The sequence below is a fragment of the Actinophytocola sp. genome, from assembly GCF_045807065.1.
GTDB lineage: Bacteria > Actinomycetota > Actinomycetes > Mycobacteriales > Pseudonocardiaceae > Actinophytocola.
Genome location: NZ_JBJMIE010000747.1, coordinates 1 through 5,584, shown reverse-complemented (window position 1 = coordinate 5,584; position 5,584 = coordinate 1). Strand labels below are relative to the sequence as shown.

General features: G+C 72.0%; 4 protein-coding genes and 1 pseudogene. 3 read left to right on the top strand and 2 right to left on the bottom strand.

Annotated elements, in window-relative coordinates; all coding sequences use genetic code 11:
• Positions 1-273: pseudogene (locus tag ACJ73U_RS43775) on the bottom strand (histidine kinase); the annotation flags it as partial.
• A gap of 233 nt (positions 274-506) precedes the next feature.
• Here ACJ73U_RS43775 and ACJ73U_RS43770 point away from each other — a divergent pair.
• Positions 507-1,787: a sensor histidine kinase gene (locus tag ACJ73U_RS43770; protein ID WP_407783702.1), complete on the top strand. Its 1,281-nt coding sequence runs from the start codon at positions 507-509 to the stop codon at positions 1,785-1,787.
• Complete coding sequence (locus ACJ73U_RS43765; RefSeq protein ID WP_407783701.1) at positions 1,787-2,467, top strand: response regulator; 681 nt, start codon at positions 1,787-1,789, stop codon at positions 2,465-2,467. Before ACJ73U_RS43770 ends, ACJ73U_RS43765 begins: the two co-directional genes overlap by 1 nt.
• Before the next feature lie 258 nt (positions 2,468-2,725).
• Here ACJ73U_RS43765 and ACJ73U_RS43760 read toward each other — a convergent pair whose 3' ends face one another.
• A complete protein-coding gene (locus ACJ73U_RS43760) occupies positions 2,726-4,663 on the bottom strand; it encodes a DUF6541 family protein (RefSeq protein ID WP_407783700.1) in 1,938 nt (645 codons plus the stop codon).
• 178 nt (positions 4,664-4,841) lie between these two features.
• On the opposite strand from ACJ73U_RS43760, the gene ACJ73U_RS43755 reads away from it, so the two are divergent.
• Positions 4,842-5,584 (top strand): Gfo/Idh/MocA family protein (locus ACJ73U_RS43755; RefSeq protein WP_407783699.1); only part of this gene is annotated, 743 nt, incomplete at its 3' end.

The window sequence follows — 5,584 nt, the reverse complement described above, 5'->3', positions numbered from 1 at the left end:
GTCGTAGCGCTCGCGTGCCGCGTCGAGATCGCCGCGCACCGACTGGTCGCCGGCGAGCAGCAGCATGCTGAGCCTGCGTTCCTCCTGCAGCGCCTCGGCGAAGTCGATGGTCGGCGCGACGGCGGTGTCCAGGTGCGCCACGTCGTCGCGCAGCTGGAACGCCCGCACCGCCAGGTAGGTGGACGCGCCGACGCCGACCGCGAGCAGCGTGACACTGGGAATCAGGGCGATGGCGAGAACGCGGGCCCGAACACTGAGCCGTAACCTGCCCACCGGTACACCTCCGGTCCATTCACCGTCGAACGGGAATCTCGGTGAGGCCGCCGACGGTCATGGGCACCTCCATCGCGTACCGGCCTCCGTTCGTTACACCCCCGACGACGGGTGCGAAGTCAACCCGGGTCGGACAAGATCAGTCAAGCGCCTGACACAAAACCGCCACGTGTTCCGCCCCTGGTCACAGCGGTGCGCACGGGCCGGCCGGCGGGCGCGATACGTTGAGCCGCATGCGAAGCGGGGAGCCCGACTGGAGCCGGTGGCGCCGGCCAGGACCCACGCCGACCGAGCGGCGGCGGGACGTGCTGGTCGCGCTCGCGGTGCTCGTCGGCGCCTTCTGCCTGCTCGTGTTCATCAACAGCACGGGTACGTTCGCGTTCGGGGACGCGCCGTCGCTCACCGAGCAACTCGCCTGGGGCGCCGCGCTGGCCGTGCCGCTCGCCGTCCGGCGCACCTACCCGCTCGCCGTGATGGTCGTCGTCAGCGTGCTGTTCATCGGCGCGCAGGTGCGGCACATCGGGGACAACAACACACCCTCGGTCGCGTTGTTCATCGTGGTCTTCACGGTCGGCGCGTGGGAGCGCAACCGGGTCGTCGCGCGCTGGTCGCGCATCGGCGTGATCGCGTTGATGTCCGGCTACCTGGGCGTGACGTTCCTCCACGCGATGACCCACCCGCCGCGGCACTACCCCGGCGCCGCCGGGCCGCTCGACCCGTTCCTCGCCGCGGTGCTGTTCAACATCCTGATCAACACGGTGTACTTCGTGATCGCGTACGGCTTCGGGAACATGGCCTGGTTGTCGGCGCGCCGGCAGGCCGAGTTGGAGTACCGCGCGGAGCAGCTGCGGCGGTCGCAGGAGCAGAACACCCGGGGCGCGATCGTCGCGGAGCGGTTGCGGATCGCGCGGGACCTGCACGACGTCGTCGCGCACTACGTGTCGGTCATGGGGGTGCAGGCCGGCGCCGCCCGCAGAGCGCTGGACCGCGATCCGGATTTCGCCCGCGAGGCGCTCCGGACCGTCGAGCAGACGGCCCGCACGGCGATCGGGGAGCTGCGCGGGCTCCTCGGCGTCCTCCGCGCGGAGGACGCCGAGCAACCCGCCCCGACGCACTCGTCCTCGCCGGGGCTCGACGAGGTCGCCGAACTGGTGGCGTCCGCCCGCGCGGCCGGGCTCTCGGTCCGGCACGGCGTCGCCGGCGAGCCGCGGCCCGTGTCGGACGGCGTCGCGCTGTCGGCCTACCGCGTCGTGCAGGAGGCGTTGACCAACGTCGTCAAGCACGCGGGAGCCCGCAGCGCCGAGGTCCGCGAGCGGTATCTGGCCAACGCGCTTGAGGTCGAGGTCACCGACGACGGCCGTGGGCACGATCAGACCGAGGAAGGCGGGTTCGGACTGGTGGGGATGCGAGAACGGATCGCGGTGCACGGCGGTGAGCTGGAGGCCGGGCCGCGCCGCGACGCGGGCTACCGGGTACGAGCCACCCTGCCCACGGCGCGGGGCGGTGGTGCGTGATGCTGCGGGTCCTGCTCGCGGACGACCAGGATCTCGTCCGCGCCGGCTTCCGGGTGATCCTCGGGATGGAGGACGACATCGAGGTCGTCGGCGAGGCGGGGGACGGGTTCGCCGCGGTCGAGCTGGCCGAGCGGCTGCGCCCGGACGTGGTGCTGATGGACGTCCAGATGCCGGGGATCGACGGCCTGGAGGCGACCCGCCGCGTGCTCGGCGGGGGGAACACCCCCGGCGCGGGCATGAGAGTCGTCATCCTCACGACGTTCGACCGCGAGGACTACCTGTTCGAGGCCCTGCGGGCGGGCGCGAGCGGCTTCCTGCTCAAGAACGCCTCGCCGGAGGACCTGGTGGAGGCCGTACGGATCGTGGCCCGCGGCGACGCCCTGCTGTCCCCGGCGGTCACCCGCCGGGTCATCGCCCGGTTCTCCGCGCCCGCGCCGGCGGCCCCGGCCCACCGCCCACCGGAACTGACCGACCGCGAGTTCGAGGTGCTGGTCAAACTCGCCCGCGGCGCGAGCAACGCGGAGATCGCCAAGGAGCTGTACCTGGGGGAGACCACGGTCAAGACGCACGTCTCGCGCGTGCTCACCAAACTGGGCCTGCGGGACCGCACCCACGCCGTGGTCTTCGCCTACGAGAAGGGAATCGTCGCCCCAGGCGTCGGCCGCGCGGAGGACGCCTAGCCACTGCCACAGCATGCCGGCCCGTGGGGGCGGACCTACTGGTGCACGGCTTCGGCGGCGACCTTCGCTTCCCGCGTGGGAGCGGCGGTCGTCGCGGTGAACTTCCAGCCCGCGTCCTCGCCGAGGCACAGGGCGGCGGCCCGTACTTCCCGACCTTGTTGGCGCCCTGTGAACGCGCCGCCGGCTGGAGCACCACAGCGGATCCCACCACGGACCGAGATCGGAACCGGAGTCGCGGCTGGATTCCTTGCGGCACAACTAGTCGCAGGCGGTGATGCGGTAGAGCCTGGTCGGGCCCGAGTGGTCGACCAGCTCGAACCCGTCGGCGTGGCCGACCCGGGCGATGCCCTCGAACGGGGTGGTGGCGGCGATCGCGGGGTCGCTCTTGCCGAGCAGCACGTACTCGACGTGGTAGCGCCTGATCGCCGCGCACACCCTCGGGTTGTCGGCGGCATCGGACAGGTGACGTCCCAGGTACTCCTCTTCCTTGCTCTTCGCCGACAGGAAGTGCGGGTACAGCACGCGGCGGTCCGCCAGTGCCCACAGCATGACGCTGCCGTCGAACGGGTTGCCGATGACCACCGCGTCCTTCGGGATCTTCTCGGCGATCCGGTCGTAGAACGCGCGCATCCGGTTGTTCACCAGCTTCTGGTCCTCGGGTTGCCGGTAGGTCACGGCGACCCGGGCCTCGCGGTCGGTCGGGTAGAACCCGGCGGTGACGACGGCCAGCGCGATGGTCAGCCCGACCGCGAGCACCGGCACGGTCGCCCGCTCGTGCCGGACCAGCGGCGCCAGCTTGCCGGCGAGGAAGACCACGCCCGCGACGGCGAGTGGCACGGCGGTGATCGGCAACATCGCGGCGAGGCGGTGCGAGTCGTTGTACCAGTAGCCGATGAGCAGCCGGGTGTCCGGCCGGACGAGCGCGGCGGAGACGACGTACAGGAACGCCGAGACCAGGTGCGCGGCGAGCACCCACCGCATGGCGGGGAAGCGGCGGGCCGTGCACGCGCCGACGATCACCACGACGGACAGCAACCACAACGCCTCCCGCTGGTTGGTGGCGTTGAACAGCACCTCACCGACCGCGTTCGCCGGCGTCTCGAACGACTTCCAGAAGTCCCAGTCGCGTGCGTTGGCGAGCGCGGGGGAGGTGATCGACCCCAGCCAGCCGCCGATGAGCACCACGACGAACACGACGCACTCGATGGCCGCGCGGCGGCCCCGGTCCTCCCGGTACAGGCGCCCGGCCCGCAGGAACAGCGCCGCGCCGGCGGGGAAGACCGCCAGCGCGATCACCGAGAACAGCACGTTCGGGTGCGCGAGCCCGGCCGCGCCCGCCCCGATCACGAGCAGCAGCCAGGCGCGGCCCCGACCGATCGTGTCGTCCTTCACCCATCCGGTGACGGTGAGCACCAGCGCGAACAGCACGGGCGCGATCGACATCCCGAGCAGGTTCGGCCACAGCACGCCCCAGCCGAAGAAGTCCCACGGGAAACCGGGGAACGCGATCGACAGCACCCCGGCGACCGCGAGCGCGGCGACGTTGCGGCCGAACAGCTGCCGCACCAGCAGCAGGCAGGACGCGGGCCACACCAGGACCGTGATGACCGCGCACACCACGTTGGCGGCGACCGGGATCGAGACGCCGGTGGACATCATCACGAGCGACGCGATGTCGTGCCAGGCCGCGGGATAGAACGCAGGCGCCTGCTCGGGGTCGCCCAGCGACGAGATGGTCAGCGACGACGCGTCGTGCGCGTCCCGGATGTAGGCCAGCGCGTTGTAGTGGAACGGCGTGTCGAACACCTGCGAGAGGCTGTCCGGCGGCCCGACGGCGTGCACCACCGCCAACGCGGCCAACGCGATCGCGGGCACCAACCCGGCGGCCGCGACCAGCGTGAGCCGCCGGGGGTCGGGCGCTGCGGCGAGGAAACCCTTGCGCCGCAGGAGGAACGCCAGCAACGCGGCGACCGCGGTGACGGCCGACGCGGCCACCAGCGCCAGCGGCACGGACCAGTCGAGCCCCGCCATCCCGGCCGCCACCGCCGTGGTCGCCACCACCGCGATGCTCACCACCGGGGCGAACGCGAACGCCGCGATCCCCCGCAACCCCAACAGGTACGACACCGGCAACCCCGGCAGCCACAACCACCCCACCGCCACCAGCGCGACGGGCACGACCTCGAACCACGACATGCGAAATCCCCCAGATGTGTGATGGAAGTACGAGCCGTCCGTCCCCACGGGGGCTCGTACGCGTATAAAGAGCGCTGGTGACGGCCTTCGGTTGGTGGGGACCGGATACGTTCACCAAAGCGTGATGACGGTGACCTCAGGCAGGAACATCAACGCGCACGGACGGAGACCCAGCGCCATGACCACCTTCGCCGTCGTGGGCACCGGCTGGCGGGCCGAGTACTTCTGGCGCCTGGCCGCGTCCCTGGACCTCGACTGCGTCGGCGTGGTGTCCAGGCGGGCGCGGGAGCTGCCGGTGCCGGTGTACCTGTCCCTGGACGAGTGCCTCGCACACGAGCCGGACTTCGTGGTCACCGCCGTGCCGTGGGCCGTGACCCCGTCCCTGGTGGTGGAGCTGGTGGCGCGGGGCGTGCGGGTGCTGGCCGAGACCCCGCCCGCGCCGGACCTCGACGGCCTGCGCCACCTGTGGCGCGCGGTCGGCGACAGCGGCCTGGTCCAGGTGGCCGAGCAGTACACGCGCATGCCCGCCCACGCGGCCCGGCTGGCACTGGTCCGCGCCGGCGCCATCGGCGAGGTCACGCGGGTGGACGTCTCCTCGACGCACCAGTACCACGCGGTGTCGCTGATCCGGACGTTCCTCGGCGTTGGCCGCGGCCCGGTGGAGGTGCGCGCCACCCGCACGACCGCACCGCTGGCCGACCCGCTGACCCGCGCGGGCTGGGCGGACCCGGTGGAGACCAGGCGGGCCACCACGACCATCGGGACGCTTCAGTTCGCGGACGGCTTCGGCGTCTACGACTTCACCGACAACCAGTGGCACAACCAGCTGCGGTTCCGCCGCATCCTGGTGCGCGGCACGCACGGCGAGCTGCGCGACGACGAGCTGGTCCGGCTGGCCGGGCCGCGGACCATCGTGCGGAC

Excerpts from the sequence above, each read along its gene's own strand:
- ACJ73U_RS43770 (WP_407783702.1), top strand. The coding sequence starts at position 507 with ATGCGAAGCGGGGAGCCCGACTGGAGCCGGTGGCGCCGGCCAGGACCC.
- ACJ73U_RS43765 (WP_407783701.1), top strand. The coding sequence starts at position 1,787 with ATGCTGCGGGTCCTGCTCGCGGACGACCAGGATCTCGTCCGCGCCGGC.
- ACJ73U_RS43760 (WP_407783700.1), bottom strand. The coding sequence starts at position 4,663 with ATGTCGTGGTTCGAGGTCGTGCCCGTCGCGCTGGTGGCGGTGGGGTGG.